The sequence below is a fragment of the Bacillus sp. RC251 genome (genome assembly GCF_044908765.1).
GTDB lineage: Bacteria > Bacillota > Bacilli > Bacillales > Bacillaceae_G > Bacillus_A > Bacillus_A wiedmannii.
On the sequence record NZ_JBIYDP010000013.1, the window covers coordinates 1 to 20,982 of the forward strand.

The following is a 20,982-nucleotide window of genomic DNA, read 5'->3' on the forward strand; positions in this document are numbered from 1 at the left end:
ATTGTGCTAGAATACATTCATTACTACAATTGTGTGCGAATTCAAGAAAAATTAAACCACCTATCCCCTAAAGAATTTAGGGAACAAGTGGTTTAAGTGTTTTGATTGGTGTCCCGTTTTCGGGGTTCACTTCATTAATCTAACTTGTTTGAATAAATTACATCAGCGTAAGCAGCACTCTCTTAGATACAAAAAAATAATTACAAATCCCTTATATGCTTTCTAATATCCGAAGCTACTTTAGTAGGGTCATTGATTTCAAAATAAACATATTTATATTTTTCATGTCCTTCTAATTCAATCATTACGAGTGGTACTCTATTTTCATAAGAAAGAAAATACCATTCATCAGCATATTTAAAACTACCTTCAAAAATGTTAAGTGCAGAAATTGAGGTTCCAGGCATACGGAGCATCCATTGTGGAGCATCAAAATAATTCACATATACATTCTTAATAGTATTATAAGGAATTTCTAATTTTAATTTTAAAGCAAAGAACCCTGTTACCCCACTTAACTTTAAAATTACACTTTGATTATCAAATAATACTTCTCTTCCCATGAACTCCCTCCTAACTTTGATTAATATATATTTTCTAAATTATACAATACCTACTTAATTACCATAACACCACTTATCAGTAGTCCATGTAATTAAAAGTAGTAAAGACACTAGCAAATAATAGACCTAATAAAAATTAGGTCTATTATTTTTATTTAATTCAAACTCTTCTTCATGTATTACTATACTTGTAATTCTCACTTTTTTTTAGTATGTGACTTAATTTAAGAATTCAAATTATAAATGGAGTGTACAGTGCGAAAATTCTACCCCTGAAAAAACGTTAATTTTCTTGTTTACAAACAAGAGGGCATAGGAGTAATATATTGTACATAAATTCATATCACTATTCGCTGAATCCATATGGAGCGGGGGAACCAAATTTTGTGCGATTGCACTCGGGGTGAATCCTTCTTAAATGAAGGTAGGGCTACTCTCAAGGCCCGAATCCGACAGCTAACCTCGTAAGCGTTTCGAGAGGGGATACTATGGTGACTTTTAAAAACACTGGGTGAACTTTGGTGTCTTTTTTTATATTCTTTTTCTGGAAAATAATTCAAAAAGGATGAGACACTTGAAAGAGACACCCATAAAAACGAAAAATCCACTTTTTTCTTTCCCTTCTAATTCCCAACCTTCTAAATTAAGAAGAGAATTAGGGATGAGACATTTAACAATGATTTCTATAGGCGGAAGCATTGGGACTGGGTTATTTATAGCAAGCGGAAATACGATTCATACAGCAGGACCTGGTGGATCAATTATAGCTTATTTGTTGATGGGGTGTATTGTTTACCTGTTGATGACCAGCTTGGGAGAGATGGCAGCGTATATGCCTACATCGGGTTCTTTTAGTACGTATGCTTCTAAATTTGTAGATCCTGCATTTGGTTTTGCAATTGGTTGGAATTACTGGTTTAGCTGGACTATTACTCTTGCAGTTGAAATTTCATCAGGAGCTATTCTTATGAAATATTGGTTTCCATACAGTCCATCTATTCTTTGGAGTGCGTTATTCATACTGTTTATGTTTGGAATTAATATTCTTTCAGTGAAACATTATGGAGAAATGGAGTTTTGGCTTTCACTTGTAAAAGTTATTACTATAGTCGTGTTTATTATGTTAGGAATAGCCACGATATTTGGAATTTTCAAAGGGAATCCTATTGGATTTCACAATCTAACAATTGGAGACGCACCGTTTCATGGAGGTTTTCTTTCTATTCTTAGTGTGTTTATGATTGCCGGATTTTCCTTTCAAGGTACAGAAATGGTCGGAATTGTAGCTGGTGAAAGTAAAGATCCTGAAAAGCATATTCCAAAAGCTGTGCGGCAAATCTTTTGGAGAATTCTTTTATTTTACATACTTACCATTTGCGTAATTGGAGTCATAGTTCCCTACACAGATCCGAATCTAGTTAACAATGACATTAGTAATATTACAATGAGTCCCTTTACACTAGTATTTGAAAAAATTGGCTTCGCATTTGCAGCTTCTATTATGAATGCAGTTATCTTGGTATCTGTTCTATCAGCTGGTAATTCTGGAATGTATGTTGCAACCCGAATGTTATGGGTAATGGCAAAAGAAGGGCAAGCTCCAAATTTCTTGAAAAAAGTAAATAAACAAGGTGTTCCTATTAATGCTTTACTTATGACAACGACTGTGGCAATCGTAGCGTTTGCAGCTTCTTTATTTGGAGAAGGGCAAGCATTTATATGGCTTTTGAATGCTTCGGGACTTTGTGGATTTATTGCATGGTTAGGGATTGCTATAAGCCATTATCGTTTTCGTCAGGCTTTTTTACATCAACAAAAGAATTTAAATAAGCTCCCGTATCAAGCAAAGTGGTATCCTATCGGTCCTATTTTGGCATTTGTAATATGTACTATTATTATTTTAGGACAGAATTATTCAGTCTTTATAGGATCACATGTCGATTGGTATGAAGTACTTGCTACTTATATTGGTTTACTGCTTTTTCTTGTATTTTGGTTCGGCTATAAAATTATAAAAAAAACAAAGGTGATTCCATTACAACAAGTCAATTTAGAGCATGATGATCATTAAGAATGGAAATTAAGGAGACAGAAATATGGAACTAGAAATTCTACTCAGGTTACTTGTAGCAATACTTGTTGGAGCAATAATTGGATTAGAGCGTCAATGGCATAATTGCATTGCTGGATTACGTACAAATGTACTTGTTTCCGTTGGTGCTGCACTTTTTGTACTATTAAGTGTACTCACTCCAACTGATAATACACCTACAAGAATAGCTTCTCAAATTGTAAGCGGGATTGGTTTTTTAGGTGCTGGAGTTATTATGAAAGATGGATTGACAGTTCGAGGACTGGATACAGCAGCAACTTTATGGTGTTCTGCTGCTGTAGGAACATTAGCAGGTAGTGGCTACTTACTTATAGCTATAACGGGAACCATTCTTATTGTCAGCATAAATAGTTTACTAAGACCTGTTTCAAAATGGGTTTCCGAAAAATCCGAAAAAGGTTTTAAATATTCCCAACAAGTTACCACTCTTTCTTATAGAGTAAAACATAAACCATCAGAGAAAAAAGATTGCTAAAGAGAAGCTAATTTTAAGAACGTTATCAATAATAATAAAAGAGACCTATTATAGATGGGCAAATAGAGAAATAATTAGTGTGCAATTTATTCAAATTCTAAATTCAGATAATTTTCAAATATCAAAAGAGCATATGTTAGTATTTGGTTTATAATAAAATCAACCCGTGGTTATAGTGTTTGCTCCGATTCAAATTATGAGATAGTTTGTTTTAACTTTTTTACATTATCTAAAAAAGAACTTGTAGGGATTCCTACAAGTTCTTTTTGTTCTTCGGATTGACGAATAGTAAGTGTTATTGGAGATACTGCTAACATTTTAAGGGTTGTCATATATTCTTATGATAAAATGTTGTAGAAAGCTTAAGAATTCTTAAGAACTTTTGCCCCTTTTTCTTAAGGTTTGGACTCTAGAGTATGATTATGAGTTCAAACCTGTGGGATGACTAGGTATGAAAACAATTCGCTTTCTTATTTCTGTATATAATGTATTAAAAATCAGTTGATGCAGCTATTCCAATTTCAAGGTTTCTTGGAGACAAAATAATTGAAGGAATTGATTTGAAGAAAGTAAATTATATTGTCAAATATGGACTGAGTACAGGTGTATTCACAGAAAAATTAATTAAAAGAAGAAATCTCAAGACAATAATTTTATTAGTGGAAAATAATAAGAAATTTTTAATTTTACTAAAAGCAAAATTAAAAGAAAAAGGGAACTTATTAATTGTATATAGATCAGTAGAAAATATTGAACAATATATTAGGGAGAACGATATTACGTATATACATTATGTTATTTCTTGTCTTCCGTTTGCAAGTTTACAATAAAGAGAAGATAGAAATGTCTCACCTGCTTATGTCTTTAGCTGTTTAATACGAGAAAAAATATGGAGGAATCATATGGAGTCAAAAATTCTTATTGTCGATGATGATAAAGAGATTAGAAATCTTATCTCTGTTTATTTGGAAAATGAAGGTCTGAAAACTCAAAAGGCAGAAGATGCTATGGAAGCTTTACAACTGCTAGAAGAAAAGGAGTTTGATCTTATAATATTAGATATTATGATGCCTAATATGGATGGTATTGAAGCATGTATGAAGATCAGGGAAGACCGCAATATTCCTATCATTATGCTATCTGCAAAATCTGAGGATATAGACAAAATTCAGGGTCTAGCCTCTGGTGCAGACGATTATTTATCAAAACCATTTAATCCATTGGAATTAATCGCTAGGGTAAAATCCCAATTAAGAAGGTTTAAAAAATACAATACGTCAATAAATCATAATAAAAGCATCCTAGAAATTGGTGATTTAACCGTGAATACAGATACACGTCAAGTATGGGTACGGGGAAAGGAAACAAGGCTAACTCCAAAAGAGTTTGATATACTCGAACTACTTGCCGGTAACAAAGGGATTGTCCTGAGTGTTGCAAAAATATATGAAGCCGTTTGGAAAGAGGTTTTTTATAAATCAGATAATACCGTCATGGTACATATTACAAAAATAAGAGACAAAATCGAAGAGGATTCTAAACATCCCATTTATATTAAAACTGTTTGGGGAATTGGGTATAAAATATGAAGAGGGTTAGCTTTAGAAATAAAATAATTATAAAACTTCTTGTTGCTGTTTCAGTTAGTTTTTTTGCTTCGTTTAGTTTAACAACCCTCAATTTTCTATACATCATAGTACCATTATTTATAAAATACGACCGTTTGGGTATGTTTGCATTCTATTTCGCAATATTCTTCTTAATCGCGTTCGCAATCTTTACTTTTATAATAATTTTTTTGATATTGGTTCGAAAGAAAATAGTATATTTGAAGCTCATTTCTGATAATGTGAATGATATTGCCAATGGAAAACTGGGTTTGACAATTGGGATTAAGGGGAAGGACGAATTGACCCAACTTGCTCAAAATATAAATTATATGTCTAAGGAATTGGAGCATACATTTGAACAGGAAAGGCGATTGGAACGTACAAAAAATGAACTTATAACCAATGTATCTCATGACTTACGCACACCGTTGACATCTATTATCGGCTATGTAGATTTATTAAAAAGAGGGCAATACGACAGTAAAACACAATTACAGGAGTATCTCGAAACCACATATTTAAAATCACAGAGATTGAAATATCTAATAGATGAACTATTTGAGTATACCCGTTTATCAGGCATCGATACTAAGTTAAACTTTAATGAAGTTGATTTATCAGGTTTGTTAGAGCAAATAGTTGGAGAATACATTCCTATATTTGAAAAGGAAAGTTTAATCGTTCAAAAATCAATCACGGAAGAAACAATACCTATCTTCATAGATATAGAAAAAATGGTACGTGTTTATGAAAATCTGTTTATGAATGCGATAAAGTACAGCATGAAACCATCTGAATTATCAATATGTCTTGAACTAATAGGTAACAAGGCAATTTTGAAGGTATCAAATAAAGTCGAGAAGCCACCTGTTAGCGATCCAAATAAATTGTTTGAAAGGTTTTTCAGGGGGGACAAGACAAGAAAAGATGACCAAGGAAATGGTCTGGGGCTTGCTATCTCAAAAAGAATTGTTGAACTTCATAATGGTAATATATATGCAAAATATAAAGACGGCTGGATGTCCTTTATTGTTGAACATCCAATCAAATAGATTGGCTTATGGAATTACAGATTCCATAAGCTTTTTTTTTTAAAACTTAAGAATTCTTAAGGATTTTACAGGGTGTTTCCTAATTTTCATAGTTTATCATGTATGTATTCAAAGCGATGAGGAGAGAGGAGAAATTAAAGAGAAAATTTTCTTTACAGCTTTCAAGTGGATACATCGTGACAACCTCATGAAAAAGGTAGATGCAACATGACTATTTTGTTAGTAGCAAATAAGAATAGTAACTTATTTTAAAGAAATGAAAAAACAAACGTAGGAGGATATATATGACGAAACCAGTTGTAGACGTGAAAAACGTCCAAAAAGTGTACGGTAAAAAAGGTGAGAACCAATCATACGCGTTAAAAGGTGTATCATTCTCAATTCAAGAGGGTGAGTTTGTCGGAATTATGGGACCATCTGGTTCTGGTAAAACGACATTATTAAATGTAATTTCAACGTTAGATAAAGCAACGGGCGGCGTTGTTGAAATTGCAGGAATAGATATTACGAAAATGAAACAAGGTGAGCTTTCCGATTTCCGTTCACAAATGTTAGGATTCATTTTCCAAGACTTTAACTTATTGGAGAATTTATCTATTTACGAAAACATCGCTCTTCCACTTTCCCTTCAAGGTGTTTCATCACGAAATATCGGATCAAAAGTAGAAAAGGTAGCTGATATGTTAGGCATTTCAGCAATACTTCAAAAGTATCCATCTGAAGTATCTGGTGGACAGAAGCAACGTTCAGCAGCAGCGCGTGCGTTAGTGCATGAACCAGCAATTATTTTAGGGGACGAGCCAACAGGATCGCTTGATTCTAAAAATGCAACGAGTTTACTGGATGCGATGACAAACTTAAATAAAGAGCAAGGGGTATCTATTATGATGGTTACGCATGATCCGTACAGTGCAAGTTACTGTCAGCGTATTTTATTCATTCAAGATGGTGAGCTATATAAAGAAATTCATCGCGGTGGTACACGTGATGAATTTTATAAAAAAATTTTAGACGTGCTTGCAGACTTAGGCACACAAAAAGCGTAAGGAAGGAAGTTCAATCATGTTATTTAAGCTTTCCATGTCAGGCCTAAAAAGTAAGTTGCAAGATTATATTGTCTTACTTGTTGGTCTTATTGTCTCTATTTCAACTTTTTATATGTTTCAAACATTAGCACTTAATAAGGCGTTCCTTGAATCTAACTCTTCTATTGGGGATATTGTGTCTGTATTTAAAATTGGGTCTTTTTTGTTAGCGTTTATCACATTTTTTTATATTTTATATGCAAACTCGTTCTTATCATCTCTTCGCCAAAAAGAATTTGGTATGTATATGATGTTAGGAGCAAAAAAGCATAAAGTTACCTTACTTATGTTTATCGAAACAATTATATTAGGTGCCGCATCTCTTGTGATTGGAATTACAGTTGGTGTAGGGCTCGCAGAAGGTATCGGTCAGCTATTAATGAAACAACTCGAGTTTGCTGGCGAAGGTTATAAAGCATTTTATCTGCCATCTATAGCTATTACTTGCGTCTTCTTCTTTGCACTATTTGTATTATCGGCAATTATAAATAGTATTAAATTATCTCGTATTTCTGTACTGCAACTTGTACATGCAGATGAACAAACAGAACGTGTCGCCATAAAAGGAAAAATGACAGTTGTAGTTGCAATCCTTGGTGTGATTTTATTGGGTATTGGTTATACATCACTAATCTATATGAAATATGCAAACCCGCTAATGGGTCTGGGATTAATGGCCGTTGGATTAATCACAGCAACCGTTGGTACTTACATGTTATTTGGATCACTTCTCCCAGTTATGATTAATAAGTTAAAGAGTAATAAAAAACGTAGTGAAAAAGGTCTCAATGCTTTTACTTTTGCACAATTAAATTTCCGCATTAACGGCCTAACAAATGTGCTTGCCACGGTAGCAATCTTAGTGGCTCTTGGCACTGGCGGAATTGCGTGTGGTATGGCATTTAAAAACAACGTAATAAAAATAGTTAATGGTAGTGAGATTTACGATTCAGTCGTTCATAATCCAACAGCTGAAGAAAAGAAAATTTTGAATACTATCTTATTTACAGAGAAGCTTGAATATCATTACAAAATAGAAGGTCAGTCGATTTATTATTTAAAAGAGGATTTAGAGAAAAATCGTCCTTTAGTATTGAAAAATAAAAATGAAAGAGCAGAGTTTGGGAAAACAAAGAGAGTTTCAGAAGAGTTGCCAATTGGTGCAAACGTGAAGAAGACACCGCAACAATGGAGCGACGCTTTCCAAACAATCCAGCCAAAGTATATATATCCTGATCATAAAATAAAAATTGTAGACAAAAACATGTACCATAGTATAAAGGGTCCAGAGAGTACTATGTTTATGGGGAAAACAGATGATTTTAAATCATATTTAAAAGAATGGAAACAACTTGACGAATTACAGTTAGCTAAATATACAAGTATGAAACCTGAAGAACTGAAGAGTAAATATCAAATGTATAATTCTCTTCATGGTATGCTCAGTGGATTGATGTTCATGGGCTTCTTCGTCGGATTTGCGTACTTAGCAATGATGGCAAGTTGCTTGATGTTTAAAGTTCTGTCTGGTGCATTCAAAGATTGTACACGTTATCAAATGCTTCGTAAAATCGGTGTTCGCCAAGAGTTATTAGCACAATCAATTTATAAGGAGTTATTCTTTGTATTCTTAGTCCCAGCAATTGTGGGTATTGTTCACGTATTAGTTGGTATGAACATGTTCAGTGTTCTTTTGCCTGATCCGTACAATCGTATTTGGGTACCAATTATTATTTTTGTAGTAATTTACTTGATTTACTATTTTACTACAGTTCAATTGTATAAAAGAATTGTACTTCCAAAAGAAAATTAGTTTTACAAAACATATAAAATATTATACTCAAAAAAACCAGCGATATTATACACATGTACTGATATCACTGGTTTTTTATATGGATATTTGATGGTGAATTTTACAAAATATAAAAAATTACAAGCTCAGTTTCATATTTTTATAACAATATTTTTGTCAGATTATCTTTCTTTTCCCTCTGTTTGATTAGCTTGGAACTCCATTTTTAACGCAATACTATCCCCTTGAAACACGTTTTGATCCGTTCCGCTATCTTCAAATATAAACTTCATCCAAAACCAATCCATTTTTCCAGGTTTTAACCCCCCTGTTTCAGTCCACTTAGAATGAAATACTTTTTTGGAGACAATCTCTGAACTTTGTGATTTTAGTTCTGCAAGGGTTGTCTCGTATGCAGGGCTTTTTGCAGGATCCCAATCCCAAAGAAATTGTACTTTAATATGTTTACCGAAATCTTCTGTAGTATTATTTTGTTTTAAGTCATTTACAGTATAGTCTATTTTCATCATGATATCTTTAATATCTAATGTACCACTATTTTTTAAATTGAATTTCTTTAATATTTTGTCCCCAGGTTTTAAATTTTCTAAGTTAAGTGAAGTAGTTGGTTGCATAGCTAAATCCAATGTACCTGCAGCAAATGTATTATTTGTTACAACTTGATCGCTAAAATATGCATATGTTCCCCCACCAATTAAAGATAAACCAAGAGCGGCTGAAACCACTCCAACACCTAACTTTTTTTTCAATGACATTTTTTATTCCTCCCATATCGTTTTTACAATTTTTCTCCCTAATTAACTAAAATGGTCCCCTTAATACAGGTATAGCATTAATTGTAAGAATTTTGTATTGAAATAAGAATATTACTTATTGAGAAAATTATGTTATTATCTATCTTCTATAAATTTAACGCACCAAAAATAGAAAATTTGGTTCATAATTTGTTATTTATATAGTACTTAAAGGGATACTGCCACATCGCTATCGAGCTAAGAAAATACAACATCAATTTATAGTAGAGGTTATTTCTTTTTTAGGATACATGTAGGGAATTTAAAGGTTTGCATACGAGATAAACCGGGTTTATTTTATTGAAGAATGTTGATACAGGTATGATTCTGAAAGAGTTTGCAGATGCTTCCCTCCAATATAGTGATAATAATGCACAAAATCTTATTCTTAAACAATTAGGTCGACCTAGAGAATTCCAAAACTCAATGAGAGAAATAGGAGATGCCGTTACAAATACTGAACGTTTTAAATCAGAGTTAAACCTAGTGCATCCAGGAGACGCCCATGATACTAGTACGCCAAAAGCGTTAGCAACTAGTCTTCAGGCTTTTACGCTAGGAGATGTACTTTCAACTGAGAAACGGGATTTATTAATAGATTGGATGAAAAGGAATACTACAGGAGACAACTTAATTCGTGCTGGAGTTCCAGGAGGATGGGAAGTAGCTGATAAGACTGACTCGGAATCTTATGGAATCCGAAATGATATCGCAATTATTCGATCACCAAATAATTGCGATACTTTCTAAACATGATAAAGGGGATGCTAAATACGATGATAAGCTTATTGCAGAAGCAATAAAGATAGTGTTAGAAGCTTTAAAAGTGACAAATAAATAATAATAGTAATTAGTTATTAATATTTTCCCGTGTATCCGTCACAATACTGTGACGGTCTTTTTGTGTATATGAAAAAGAATCTACTTAAGTAAAGAAAAAAGATAGAAACAATCCCTATTGAAATTATTAATTAAATAACAACAAATATACGCTTTATTGGATACTTATTGCATTTAAGGGGGGAGGTAAGATATCATCTTTTTTACATAAGTAAAATATTAAATAACAAATGAACTTTAGAAATTGCGCCTAAATTAAAGGAGAGTACGTTATGAATACAATCATGATTGTAGAAGATGATATGAAAATTGCTGAATTACTGGGAACTCATATTAAAAAATATGGATATCAAAGTGTTATTATAGAGGACTTCGAAAATGTCTTAGATATATTTCAAGAGATAAAACCAGATATAGTGCTATTAGATGTAAATTTACCTAATTTTGACGGTTATTATTGGTGTCGTAAAATACGAGCTATTTCTACTTGTCCAATTGTATTTCTATCTGCAAGGAGTGGAGAGATGGATCAAGTTATGGCTTTAGAAAATGGTGGTGATGATTACATTACGAAACCTTTTTATTATGAGGTTGTAATGTCTAAAATTCGTAGTCAACTCAGAAGAGCATACGGTGAATATGCTCCTAAAGTAAAAGAACGAATAGTTGAGCAATCGGGATTATTCCTGTTCCCAGAAAGAATGGAACTTCAATTAAATGATAAGACAATTTTACTTACTAGAAAAGAAACAACTTTATTAGAGATATTGATAACAAAGTCTCCGCTCCTTGTAAAACGTGAAGTGATTTTAGAACAATTATGGGATAGTTCATATATAGACGAAAATACATTGAGTGTAAATATAGGTAGAATTAGAAAGAAACTGCAAGATTTAGGTATCGAAAACGCATTGGAGACGGTTCGTGGTGCTGGATATCGTTTGCATGCTACTTGGAAAAAGGAAGGAAAGGAATAATGAAATTATTTTTACAAGAACATATCCCACTTATTTTTTATACATTTGCCCAATTGCTTATCATTCTTTTTATATATTGGTTTGATGGTTATCCACATATTTTGACAGCATTATATTCTGTATTTTTGGGTGTTTTTTTATTAATGGGTTATTTAATCTATCGTTATTATAGTCATCGTTCATTCTACAAGCGTCTATCAACACCAATGGAAACTTTAAATGAGTCAATAAAAGATAGTGATTTGACTCCATTATCAATGGCCTTAGAAACATTACTACAATCTCAATATCAATATTATCAAAACCAATTAAAAAAATGGGAACGAAAACAACAAGAGCAAATGACTTTTATGAATCAATGGGTTCATCAAATGAAAACACCTATTTCTGTTATTGAGTTAATTACACAAGATGCAGAAGACTCACGATTTGACAGTATTAATGAAGAAACGGAAAGAATCAAAAAAGGACTAGAAATGGTCTTATATGTTGCTCGCTTAGAAACATTTGAACAAGATTTTCAAGTGAACAGATTGCAGTTATTGGGAATGATTGATTCTGCTATTCATGAAAATAAACGTCTATTTATACGTAGTTATGTGTATCCAGAGGTAAAAGTAGATCCGAATCTTATTGTAGAAACAGATAAGAAATGGTTTCGATTTATACTCAATCAAGTACTGTCAAATGCAATTAAATATTCATCAAGTAAGAAAGAAAAAGTAATAGTATCGGCATGTTCAAAGGGACGAGCAATTATTTTGGAAGTAAAAGATTATGGGGTTGGTATTCCTTCTGCTGATTTACCACGTGTTTTCAATCCATTTTATACTGGAGAAAATGGTAGGAAATTTAAAGAGTCTACGGGAATGGGATTATATCTTGTTAAAGAAGTATGTGAAAAATTAAATCATAGGATTGAGTTAGAATCTGAGGTAGGTAAGGGAACAAAAATTAGAATCATATTCCCGTATGCATCTCGTTAACCGATGAAAGGTATACCTTTCATCGGTTTTTCTTTTGAATCTTACAAACTTGTTAGATAAATGTTAGGGAAATCGATATGAGACATACTATATATAAGTTACACTTCATGTATCGAAAAGAGAAATGGAAGGTGAAATACTTGTGGAGATACTACATGTTTCAGATTTAGGGAAAGTTTATTCTGGGAAAATTTCTTATACAGCATTATCCCATATTGATTTAAAAATAAAAAAAGGTGAGTTTGTAGGAATTATGGGACCATCTGGGAGTGGTAAAACAACGCTATTAAATATGGTTTCTACTATAGATGCTCCAACTTCAGGAGAAGTATTAATTCATGGAGAAAATCCATATCTGTTATCTTCAGATCAGTTGTCTTTATTTCGAAGACGTGAATTAGGGTTTGTTTTTCAATCATTTAATCTCCTTAATACATTGACGGTGAAAGAAAATATTGTTCTTCCACTTACGCTTGATGGTGTAAGCCCTAGAGAAATGGAAGGGAAATTGGAGGCTATTGCTGAAAAACTAGGGATAACTGAAATATTAGATAAACGTACGTATGAAATTTCTGGTGGGCAGGCACAAAGAACAGCAATCGCAAGAGCTACTATTCATAATCCGAAATTATTACTTGCGGATGAGCCTACAGGAAATCTGGATTCAAAATCTGCTAGTGATGTGATGGAACTATTGACAAAGCTTAATAAAGAAAACAGCACAACGATGATGCTAGTGACACATGATGCAATGGCTGCAAGTTATTGTGATCGAATTGTGTTTATTAAAGACGGACAGTTATACAATGAGATTTATTGTGGAGATAATCGCAAAGTATTCTATGAAAAAATTCTAGAGGTTTTAGCATTATTAGGAGGAAATGCACATGACTTTTCGACAATTCGCATTTAATAACGTCATTCGAAGTAAACGAACATATTTGGCTCATTTTTTAAGTAGTACCTTTGCCATTATGATTTTCTTTACTTATGCATTACTTGCATTTCATCCTAATTTACAAGGCGATCTTGCTGCCAGTGTAACAATTAATACATTTGCAAAGTCAGGATTACAGATATCGCAGGGGTTAATATTTTTCTTCTCATTCTTTTTTATCCTATATTCTGTAAGTGCATTTTTAAAAACAAGAAAAAAAGATTTTGGAATTCTAATGCTACATGGGATGTCACGTTCACAATTGAACAAATTAGTATTTATTGAAAATATAATAATTGGTACCGCTTCTATTTTAACAGGAATTACAATTGGAATGGCGTTCTCTAAGTTTATCTTAATTATGAGCAACAATCTGTTAATGATTGATAAAGGACTCCCATTTTACATGCCATTTAAAGCAATTGGAATAACATTTGGAGCATTCTTATTACTATTTTTATTTATTTCACTTTTCACTTCTCGACTAGTAAATGTAGAGAAACTAGTAGAATTAATAAAAGCAGAAGAAAAGCCAAAGCCCGAACCAAAAGCATCATTTGGGCTATCTTTATTCGCACTTATTTGCATTGGACTAGGATATACGGCTGTTTTCCATAGTGTTAAAGCAATTCATTACAAGGATATGAATTATGTATTATTCATGATGGCGACAGGGGTGAGCTTTGTCGTACTTGGAACGTACTTCTTATTTACCCAGCTCAGTGTGTATGTGTTACGTGCATTAAAGAAAAGGGAAAATATTTTTTTTAAGAAAACAAACATACTCACCATCTCAGATTTAGTGTATCAATTAAAAGATAATGCAAAAATGTTTTTTATGGTAACTATTATTTCTGCTGTTGCCTTCACTGCAGTGGGGACTTGTATGGGGTTAGGTAACTCATCCATGGCTGAATCAAATAGTCCCTTTGCATTTTCTTATCGGTCTTATAATAATAACAATTTAGAAAAAGAACATATAAAAAGGATTGAAAGTGAACTCAATGATGGCGGGTTTAATTTCAAACGGGTGACTTATTCAATCAAACAAATTTCGGATACCATTTATAACAGTAATATTTTATTAAGTGTTATAAAAATAAGTGATTATAATAAGTTAGCTGAGGCATTTGGTTTTGAAAAAGAAAGCTTAAAAGATGAAAATGATAGTTTTGTCATACCATCAAGAAAAGTTACTAATACAAAATCTAATCAAAATAACTTTCAATTGTTGCATGGAAATATAAAAAAATCTATGCATGTAAATAAAATACTAACGCCAAAAGAACTACAAGATACAAACATAACGACAATTATTATTCCGGATTCTGTATATAATCAAATGATTGTGGATCCAGAGAGTCAATACGGTCAATTTACTGTCAATGGCTTTGTTGTGAAAGATTGGGAGAAAACAAAAAAAGTTGCTGAAAAAATCTTGGCTTCCTTACAGAAAGGGAATAAAGATATAAATGATCCTAGGGTATACAACGAATCATATCAATTTTCGACTTTAATTTTTACATGGATAGCTATGAAGCAAGGTTTTGGACTTGCATCTATCATGAGTGTATTAATAGGTATTGTTTTCTTTACGTTTGCTGCAAGCTTTTTATATTTCCGATTATACACAGACTTAGAACGAAATCAGGAGCAATATAAAATGATAGCAAAAGTTGGTTTAAGTAAACCGGAATTAAAGAAAATTGTGACACGTCAACTTGCATTGTTATTCTTTTTACCAATTGCAATAGCAATTACACATAGTACGGTTGCTTTTATGGCCTTACAAAAGTTAGCCAATTTTTCAGTCTTAGGTAGTTCTATTATTGTATTGATTTGTTTCTTAGTTATGCAAATTATATACTTTTACTTTGTTCGTGCTCAATATTTGAAAAAAATGTATAAAACAATCTTTTAATTTTAAAAAGGAAAATATAGGATGAAAAAAAGACTTAGATTATTAATAGCAGCTGGTATTTCAATGAACATGTTAGGAGCATGTTCATTATTTGGTACAAAAAACTCACCAGCAAATGGAATTTCAATGGAAGTAGGGGAGATAAACGAACAAACAAGAAACTCTATAATAGACTTGTACAAAGATATAACAACATCACAAGACCTATATCAAATAAAAGAAGGGACCATAGATAATAACAAGCTCAACGTAAAGCTTCCGACAGAGTTTGAGGATGCTCCTAGTAATTTATTATTTATAAGCAGAACAACTGCTGAAAAAATGGACAAAAAGGGACTTATACGTGAAAGAGATAATAATAAGGGGCTCACATCTTCAGTCCCTATTGATTCGTTACCAACAATAAAAAAAGATGAAACTATCTTATTTGCAAATAAAGAATATAAAGACTTGAAGGAACTAACATTTGATGAGAAAAAAATGAATGTTCAATACAAAGGGGATGTATGGCTATCTCCATATCGTGGTGAATCCAACGTAATCCTATTAATTGTAGATGATACATTATTTAAAGAAATAAATGGGAAAGAAAAAACTAGACAGATTCTATCTTTTAATAAATCTTTTGGGAATCTTAATTTAGAAAATCAAGGAAAAGCACCAGAATTAAGGAAGGAAATAGATAAAGTGAATACGGCTGTAGGCACTGAGGGCAAGAGAGCAGTTAATTTTGTAAATATCACTGAAAAGTAAACAATTACTTTTATATAGAATAAAAATTTAGAACATATTAATCATCTTTGAAAAGAATCATTATTTTTAAAGACACCAATAAGTGGACTTGATTTTTTAGTCATAATAAAAAAATCAAGTCCACTTTTGAAATTATAACCATCATCTAAATTTACAACCTTGTTTTCTTGTGTCTAAACGTACAATTTTCCCGCAATGATATGGTGCCCCCTCATAGTACAATCTAAAAAATCATTTATGAAACGAGTTTTAAACCTATTGCAGCACCTAAAACCATACCTATAAAGATAAGTCTTCTCCAGTCTTTTGATTCCCCATAAAAAACCATGCCTAAAATTGCACCTCCAGATGCACCGATTCCAGTCCAAATTGCATAAGCTGTTCCCATAGGTAGTGTTTCCATTGCGTAAGCAAGAAATATAAAACTTAATCCAAATCCGAGAATTAACAAAGTTAATGATTGCCAATTTCGAACTTTATGCAATTTATTTATCATAGCAACACCAAACATTTCAAAAAGACCTGCTAAGATTAAAGAAATCCATGCCATTAGGATTCATCACCTTTCTGAAGTTTGTCATCTGTAACTAATTTCAAGCCAATTACTCCAGCTAATAAAAATAAAATCAAGAGTACTTTTCCAACTTTAAATGGTTCACCAAAGAACAGGATTTCAGAAAAGACAGTTCCAGCTGTACCTAACCCAACAAAAACAGCATAAACTGTTCCCACGGGAAGTTTTCTTCCTGCCATGATCATTAAATAAAAGCTGAAAAATATAGCAATGATAGTCCCCATCCAAGTCCAAAAGTCATCAGCATTTTTTAAACCAATAACCCAAAAAATTTCAAAGAAAGCAGCAATAAATACTTTAATCCAGTCTTTACTCATCTAAAAGACACCTCTGATTTTATTCTTACCAAAAAAAAACAAAAAAAGGCTAAGAGAAAACTGTTAAACAGTTTCTTCCAGGCTTTTATCCTTCCGTGACACAGTAAAGCTGTGAGTTTTCTCTCGGACAAGAACACATGAAAACGAAATAGTTAATGCTTTGTATACACCTTTCATTCTCAGCGATACCATAACTATATTTTCACATTTTGGAATCCGTTTAGTGTACAAGATTCGTGTTTTGTTGACGAGACCACATTAAATAGTTTACCTAAAGCTGTACCGATAATAGAAAATATAATTGCCCGTTACTTTTTTCTTTGTTATATAAAATTTATATAACAAACGTGGAATTTAACAAAGTGGACAATTGAACCCCGTAACTCATCACTCATTTATCTCAAACATTGATTCATAGCTAAAAGAATTAAACAAACGTTTGTTTAATTCTCCTACACCAAATTTCTTCATGACATAAATAAAATAAGAATACCCCATTTACCTACACTTACATTTTTTCTAATTTATTATGATATAGATATTGTTTTAAAGTGTTTTGTGCAAAATAAATAATTGAGATTTGTAGGAAGTATAATCAGGGTTTTATTTCTTCCTATAATTAACGTAATTTTCAGATAATATAACTTCAAATGTTAGGATTTGGTATATAATGAAGGCAACCCGTAGTTAGAGTGTTTGCTCCGATTCAAATTATGAGATAGTTTGTTTTTCATTTTAAATAACCTACAATAGATCTTTAAAAGAAACTAAATATCTTAATTGAGGAAATTTGTTATTACACCGTCTTCAACATGTTTTTTGAACTCTTTTTCATTCACCTTATTAGTTTGATAAACTCTCTATACGGGGTTCATCCGAGATATATGTAATTTTGAGCTATAGTTTTTATTTTATATCCATTATCCAATTATCCTGTAACAATAAGGGATTGTAATAATAATGTTGCGGATTATTTTTGATACAGCAAATTTAACAGTTAGGATATTTCATATTCTCAAACACAAAACGTAACAAAACCCAAGGAAAACTTTATATTTTGTTACATTAGATGGCGTGTTATAATGAGTTATCGTTAACTTTAAGAGAATCAAATCTACATATAGGAGGAGTCTAAATGAATTTATCTCATGAAAAAAAAACTGGAACTTATGATGCATATTATTACTTTATTATCTTTCATCATTCTCATTTTTTTTAGCATTACAATCTTTTATATACCCTTGATTTTTTATTTCATATTCAAATCAAAAGAACTTCGTATAATTGCTATTGAAACAGCTGTTTATCAGCTATTCACTTGGATTATTGTATTGATATGGAATACTTTTGTAATGAGGACTTTAATGCTTTCTATGTTCCATTCCGATATGAATGTGAGTAATATGTCCATGATATTGTGGACAGCCCCAATTTATATAATCCTAACTATTTTATTAGGTTTCGGACCCCTTAAAGGAATTTTATATGTATTACAAGGGAAAGATTTTCATTATCCTATTATCTCCAAATGGATTAGCAGGTAAAAAAATAATAAAAAAGAATCCAACGAATTATGGATTCTTCTTTTTATGTTTATTTGATATTATCAAGGTTTTTAATTCACACTCGCTTTTCAATCAGTTGAATTTGAAAAATGTCACTGTCATTAATACCAAGCACCTTCATTTCTTCTTTAAAAGAGCGCCAGGGTTCAACCCTAATGGATTTCGTGCTCTTATCTCTTAACGTGTATTCTCTTATATAATGTGATTTCTGTTCCTTATGTTCTTTCATTGTGACAGTAAAAAGGAGAGGAAAGTAGTTTAAATAAGTGCTTTCCTCTTTTGACATGTACCTGTAACCTACAGATTACTCTTCAATAATGATTATATATCCATTCAATAATATTTTGGCTTCAATTTTTGATTGGAATTGCTCTGTTACTGATTTAAATTAGTACAAATGTAACTAATAGTATAATTTTTGTTGATTTGGTTAGGATGGTGACATCAGGGACATGAAGAGGTGACATTTTTGAGAGTAACAATTAAGATAATGAAATATCAAATCTTATGTCCAATGAATGTCGATTGGACAATATTTGAAAAGCATTTACGGAACTTAACATACCAGGTCAGAACGATAAGTAATCGAACCATTCAACAATTATGGGAGTTTGATGCTTTATCCTTTGACTACTTCAAAGAAAAAGGTACATACCCTACTGTCCAAGATTTATATGGGTGTACACAGAAGAAAATTGACGGTTATATATACCATACATTACAAAGTAAATATCTAGATATACATAAAGGAAACATGTCTACCACTCTTCAAAAAATTATAAAAACGTGGAAGAGTAGAAGAAATGAAATTAGAAAAGGTGAAATGTCAATTCCTTCTTTTCGAAATCGCATACCAATTGATCTTCATAATAATTCTGTAGACATAACAAAAGAGAAGAATGGAGATTATATTGCGGGTATATCTCTTTTTTCACGAGATTTCCATAAGGAAAATGGCGATGTCCCAAAAGGGAAGATTTTTGTAAAGTTAGCTACCCAAAAACAAAAAAGCATGAAAGTTATTTTGGATCGATTAATTAATCAAACATACAGCAAAGGTGCATGTATGATTCATAAATACAAAAATAAGTGGTATTTATCAATTACTTATAAATTACTTATAAATTCAATGCTATAAAAGAAAATAAATTTGATAAAGATTTAATCATGGGAATTGATATGGGTGGAATAAATACAGTTTACTTTGCATTTAATGAAGGGTTTATTCGTAGCAATATTAATAGTGATGAAATTAAAGCGTTTAATGAAAGAATTCGACAGAGACGTATCAATTTACTGAAACAAAGTAAATATTGTAGTAATAGTAGAACGGGAAAAGGTAGGGAAAAACGGTTACAGCCAATAGACGTGCTAAGTAATAAAATAGCTAAGTTTCGAAATAGCACTAACCATAAATATGCAAACTATATAATAAAACAGTGTCTAAAACATAATTGCGGGCGTATTCAAATGGAACTTTTAAAAGGCATATCAAAAAATGATAAGGTTCTTAAAGATTGGACTTATTTTGATTTGCAGGAAAAGATCCAAAATCAAGCCGAGATTCATGGAATTGAAGTTATTAAAGTTGCCCCCGCATATACGAGTCAACGATGTAGTCAATGCGGATATATTTGTAAAGAAAATCGTTGTACACAAGCTGTGTTTGAATGTAAGCAGTGTGGATATAAAACACATGCTGATTATAATGCGGCCAAAAACATTGCTACTTATGACATCGAAAATATTATAAATAAACAATTAGCGGTACAAAGCAAATTGTATTCAAAAAATGTATGGAAGAGTATATAGAAGAGTTAGGATACCTTGATTAATGCAGGTAATTGAGTCCATATTAAATAATTTGGTGGATTTACACGCCATAAATGGAGAAGTAGCACATAAGAAATTTACCAAGTGCCAACACTCCGTAAGGTAGTATCAAATGTAAATAAACATTGATGCGTGGGTATTTTTCATGCTCTGAAGGGTGTAACACAAAAACCGTTACACGATACATTTATTTGCTGGGAAAATAATGTTTAATATTCATCTTATCAGGTTTTTTTCCGTATCTGTTAAAGTATATATCTGTATTTCATCGGGGTTTAACACTAACATAAGATGTATTTAAATATGACCATCGTATTTAACCAGCGTAAAAATGCCTTGTTTAACATTAACATAGGGTGTATTTGAATACATGATTATAGCATGAATTCAACTCATACAAAGGGTTTATTATTAATATAAGATGTATTTAAATGAATATCGGACAATGTTTAAAGTCCAAGGATAAGAGTTTAACACTAACATAAGATGTATTTAAATTGTTAATAAACTACACGATAAAATCACTAGCTATATGTTTATCATTAACGTAAGATGTATTTAAATTGCTCATGTAATCAATTTCACTCTCATTACTTTCCGTTTAACATTAACATAGAATTTATTTAAACTATCAACACGAATCTTTTTTGAAGGAATAAAAATTAAACTAAGTTAAGAAAGTGAATTTTATCAATACGAGTTTTTCTTTTACATATTAAAATGAAAGTACCCGTTCAATGTATACTGACCCCTTCACAAATCGTGAAGGGATTT

Annotated in this window: 17 protein-coding genes, 3 pseudogenes and 1 riboswitch; of the genes and pseudogenes, 16 read left to right on the top strand and 4 right to left on the bottom strand. The window is 31.8% G+C overall.

Annotation, left to right across the window (positions count from 1 at the left end; translation table 11 throughout):
- The coding region (locus ABH961_RS25395) for an IS3 family transposase (RefSeq protein WP_080501309.1) at positions 1–96 on the top strand (96 nt) is incomplete at its 5' end.
- A 104-nt stretch (positions 97–200) separates the two neighbouring features.
- On the opposite strand, the gene ABH961_RS25400 is transcribed toward ABH961_RS25395, so the two are convergent.
- A complete protein-coding gene (locus tag ABH961_RS25400) occupies positions 201–563 on the bottom strand; it encodes a hypothetical protein (RefSeq protein WP_084065701.1) in 363 nt (120 codons plus the stop codon).
- Positions 564–904: 341 nt separating this feature from the next.
- A riboswitch (cyclic di-AMP (ydaO/yuaA leader) is annotated at positions 905–1,050 on the top strand.
- A gap of 87 nt (positions 1,051–1,137) precedes the next feature.
- Between ABH961_RS25400 and ABH961_RS25405 the strand changes: the two genes are divergently transcribed.
- From ABH961_RS25405 to ABH961_RS25435, 7 genes are all read left to right on the top strand, one after another.
- On the top strand, positions 1,138–2,634 hold the full coding sequence (locus tag ABH961_RS25405; protein WP_098574435.1) for an amino acid permease: 1,497 nt from the start codon (positions 1,138–1,140) through the stop codon (positions 2,632–2,634).
- A 25-nt stretch (positions 2,635–2,659) separates the two neighbouring features.
- Entirely contained in the window at positions 2,660–3,151 is a 492-nt protein-coding gene (locus ABH961_RS25410) for an MgtC/SapB family protein (protein WP_404520243.1), read from the top strand.
- Positions 3,152–3,711: 560 nt separating this feature from the next.
- Entirely contained in the window at positions 3,712–3,981 is a 270-nt protein-coding gene (locus ABH961_RS25415) for a hypothetical protein (protein WP_404520244.1), read from the top strand.
- Between the two features lie 72 nt (positions 3,982–4,053).
- Positions 4,054–4,740 carry a response regulator transcription factor gene (locus ABH961_RS25420; protein ID WP_084065703.1) on the top strand — a complete coding sequence of 229 codons (687 nt, stop codon included), beginning with the start codon at positions 4,054–4,056 and terminating at the stop codon, positions 4,738–4,740.
- Entirely contained in the window at positions 4,737–5,813 is a 1,077-nt protein-coding gene (locus ABH961_RS25425) for a HAMP domain-containing sensor histidine kinase (protein WP_404520245.1), read from the top strand. Before ABH961_RS25420 ends, ABH961_RS25425 begins: the two co-directional genes overlap by 4 nt.
- 284 nt (positions 5,814–6,097) lie before the next feature.
- Positions 6,098–6,859 carry an ABC transporter ATP-binding protein gene (locus ABH961_RS25430; protein ID WP_078214731.1) on the top strand — a complete coding sequence of 254 codons (762 nt, stop codon included), beginning with the start codon at positions 6,098–6,100 and terminating at the stop codon, positions 6,857–6,859.
- A 16-nt stretch (positions 6,860–6,875) separates the two neighbouring features.
- Entirely contained in the window at positions 6,876–8,711 is a 1,836-nt protein-coding gene (locus ABH961_RS25435; RefSeq protein WP_404520246.1) for an FtsX-like permease family protein, read from the top strand.
- A 161-nt stretch (positions 8,712–8,872) separates the two neighbouring features.
- Here ABH961_RS25435 and ABH961_RS25440 read toward each other — a convergent pair whose 3' ends face one another.
- Positions 8,873–9,466 carry a TasA family protein gene (locus ABH961_RS25440; protein ID WP_404520248.1) on the bottom strand — a complete coding sequence of 198 codons (594 nt, stop codon included), beginning with the start codon at positions 9,464–9,466 and terminating at the stop codon, positions 8,873–8,875.
- 342 nt (positions 9,467–9,808) lie between these two features.
- Between ABH961_RS25440 and ABH961_RS25445 the strand changes: the two are divergent.
- The 6 genes and pseudogenes from ABH961_RS25445 to ABH961_RS25470 all read left to right on the top strand — a co-directional run.
- A pseudogene (locus ABH961_RS25445) lies at positions 9,809–10,346 on the top strand (serine hydrolase); the annotation flags it as partial.
- A gap of 271 nt (positions 10,347–10,617) precedes the next feature.
- Positions 10,618–11,322 (top strand): response regulator transcription factor, encoded by a 705-nt coding sequence (locus ABH961_RS25450; RefSeq protein ID WP_081143341.1) that lies wholly within the window; start codon positions 10,618–10,620, stop codon positions 11,320–11,322.
- On the top strand, positions 11,322–12,308 hold the full coding sequence (locus ABH961_RS25455; protein ID WP_097820612.1) for a sensor histidine kinase: 987 nt from the start codon (positions 11,322–11,324) through the stop codon (positions 12,306–12,308). The genes ABH961_RS25450 and ABH961_RS25455 overlap by 1 nt, the downstream gene beginning before the upstream one ends.
- Positions 12,309–12,450: 142 nt before the next feature.
- Positions 12,451–13,221, top strand: a complete 771-nt coding sequence (locus ABH961_RS25460; RefSeq protein ID WP_404520250.1) for an ABC transporter ATP-binding protein — start codon at positions 12,451–12,453, stop codon at positions 13,219–13,221.
- The gene (locus ABH961_RS25465; protein ID WP_404520252.1) at positions 13,196–15,166 is read left to right on the top strand and encodes an FtsX-like permease family protein; all 1,971 of its coding nucleotides are present in this window, start codon (positions 13,196–13,198) and stop codon (positions 15,164–15,166) included. The genes ABH961_RS25460 and ABH961_RS25465 overlap by 26 nt, the downstream gene beginning before the upstream one ends.
- Positions 15,167–15,187: 21 nt before the next feature.
- Positions 15,188–15,919, top strand: coding sequence for a lipoprotein BA_5634 family protein (locus ABH961_RS25470; protein WP_404520254.1), 732 nt, complete (start codon positions 15,188–15,190; stop codon positions 15,917–15,919).
- Between the two features lie 235 nt (positions 15,920–16,154).
- On the opposite strand, the gene ABH961_RS25475 is transcribed toward ABH961_RS25470, so the two are convergent.
- Together ABH961_RS25475 and ABH961_RS25480 are read right to left on the bottom strand one after the other, a co-directional pair.
- On the bottom strand, positions 16,155–16,469 hold the full coding sequence (locus tag ABH961_RS25475; RefSeq protein ID WP_098568361.1) for a DMT family transporter: 315 nt from the start codon (positions 16,467–16,469) through the stop codon (positions 16,155–16,157).
- Positions 16,469–16,810 carry a DMT family transporter gene (locus ABH961_RS25480; protein WP_097820608.1) on the bottom strand — a complete coding sequence of 114 codons (342 nt, stop codon included), beginning with the start codon at positions 16,808–16,810 and terminating at the stop codon, positions 16,469–16,471. The genes ABH961_RS25475 and ABH961_RS25480 overlap by 1 nt, the downstream gene beginning before the upstream one ends.
- A 1,135-nt stretch (positions 16,811–17,945) precedes the next feature.
- On the opposite strand from ABH961_RS25480, the pseudogene ABH961_RS25485 reads away from it, so the two are divergent.
- Both ABH961_RS25485 and ABH961_RS25490 read left to right on the top strand, forming a co-directional pair.
- A pseudogene (locus ABH961_RS25485) lies at positions 17,946–18,354 on the top strand (hypothetical protein).
- A gap of 490 nt (positions 18,355–18,844) precedes the next feature.
- Positions 18,845–20,210, top strand: a pseudogene (locus tag ABH961_RS25490) (RNA-guided endonuclease TnpB family protein).
- The last annotated feature ends 772 nt before the right edge of the window (positions 20,211–20,982 follow it).

Excerpts from the sequence above, each read along its gene's own strand:
- ABH961_RS25400 (WP_084065701.1), bottom strand. The coding sequence starts at position 563 with ATGGGAAGAGAAGTATTATTTGATAATCAAAGTGTAATTTTAAAGTTA.
- ABH961_RS25410 (WP_404520243.1), top strand. The coding sequence starts at position 2,660 with ATGGAACTAGAAATTCTACTCAGGTTACTTGTAGCAATACTTGTTGGA.
- ABH961_RS25420 (WP_084065703.1), top strand. The coding sequence starts at position 4,054 with ATGGAGTCAAAAATTCTTATTGTCGATGATGATAAAGAGATTAGAAAT.
- ABH961_RS25425 (WP_404520245.1), top strand. The coding sequence starts at position 4,737 with ATGAAGAGGGTTAGCTTTAGAAATAAAATAATTATAAAACTTCTTGTT.
- ABH961_RS25430 (WP_078214731.1), top strand. The coding sequence starts at position 6,098 with ATGACGAAACCAGTTGTAGACGTGAAAAACGTCCAAAAAGTGTACGGT.
- ABH961_RS25435 (WP_404520246.1), top strand. The coding sequence starts at position 6,876 with ATGTTATTTAAGCTTTCCATGTCAGGCCTAAAAAGTAAGTTGCAAGAT.
- ABH961_RS25440 (WP_404520248.1), bottom strand. The coding sequence starts at position 9,466 with ATGTCATTGAAAAAAAAGTTAGGTGTTGGAGTGGTTTCAGCCGCTCTT.
- ABH961_RS25450 (WP_081143341.1), top strand. The coding sequence starts at position 10,618 with ATGAATACAATCATGATTGTAGAAGATGATATGAAAATTGCTGAATTA.
- ABH961_RS25455 (WP_097820612.1), top strand. The coding sequence starts at position 11,322 with ATGAAATTATTTTTACAAGAACATATCCCACTTATTTTTTATACATTT.
- ABH961_RS25465 (WP_404520252.1), top strand. The coding sequence starts at position 13,196 with ATGACTTTTCGACAATTCGCATTTAATAACGTCATTCGAAGTAAACGA.
- ABH961_RS25470 (WP_404520254.1), top strand. The coding sequence starts at position 15,188 with ATGAAAAAAAGACTTAGATTATTAATAGCAGCTGGTATTTCAATGAAC.
- ABH961_RS25475 (WP_098568361.1), bottom strand. The coding sequence starts at position 16,469 with ATGGCATGGATTTCTTTAATCTTAGCAGGTCTTTTTGAAATGTTTGGT.
- ABH961_RS25480 (WP_097820608.1), bottom strand. The coding sequence starts at position 16,810 with ATGAGTAAAGACTGGATTAAAGTATTTATTGCTGCTTTCTTTGAAATT.